This window comes from Streptomyces adelaidensis (genome assembly GCF_016598475.1).
GTDB lineage: Bacteria > Actinomycetota > Actinomycetes > Streptomycetales > Streptomycetaceae > Streptomyces > Streptomyces adelaidensis.
In genome coordinates this window covers 1-739 of sequence record NZ_JAEMUX010000276.1, presented here as the reverse complement: position 1 = coordinate 739, position 739 = coordinate 1, and the positions used below count along the sequence as shown (strand labels likewise).

Here is a 739-nt window from a genome sequence, read left to right as displayed (position 1 = left end):
GTAGGGTCGGGGACTGGCGCGGTGGCCGATGCTCCGTTTCCAGTCCCCGCCGCTTCAAACCGTGCATGCAGTTCTCCCGCACACGGCTTTCCGACATCGTTCACCGGCTGGCATGCGCCGTTGCCCTGTGCACGTTTCCGGTAAGACGGTAGACGCCGAGCCGGGTGATCCATCCGTAAGTGAAACGGGTGGCCCAGTTCCGGCCTGCCATCCTGTGTTTCGTACTGGCGAAGATCGCCAGCCGCTCGTGGACGTAGCCGTCGACCACGTTGAACTTCCGCCCGGAGTTCCCGTTGCGGAAGTACGCAGCCCACCCCCGCAATACGGGGCTGAGGTCAGCTACCACAGCAGACACCGGCCGCTCGGTCTTTGAACGTGCAGTCGCAGCGCGGACTTTGTCCCGCAACACCCGCATCGCTCTGGCCGAGGGCCAACGCCGCAAGTAGAACTTGCCCCGCCACTTCCACGATTCCACCTTCCGGTGGTGGAAGCCGAGGAAATCAAAGCCCTGTTCACCCCGAGTGAGGCAAACGATGCCGGACTTGCCGGGATGAAGGCGCATCCCGAGTCGTGCCAGCACTTTCGCGGCCAATTCCCGGGACTGTTCGGCCCGTTCCTTGGTCGGCGACAGGACCACGAAATCATCGCAGTACCTCACCAGCACTCCCAGCCGGCGCCCTTCGCTCTGCCACGCCTCATCGAGGACATGCAGCGCGATATTCGCCAGCAACGGGGAAAC

The 739-nt window shown here is 63.6% G+C and carries 1 protein-coding gene; it reads right to left on the bottom strand.

From position 1 onward, the window contains the following. Positions 1-100: 100 nt before the first annotated feature. A partial coding sequence (locus I8N67_RS41820) for a group II intron maturase-specific domain-containing protein (protein ID WP_267912909.1) occupies positions 101-739 on the bottom strand: 639 nt, incomplete at its 5' end.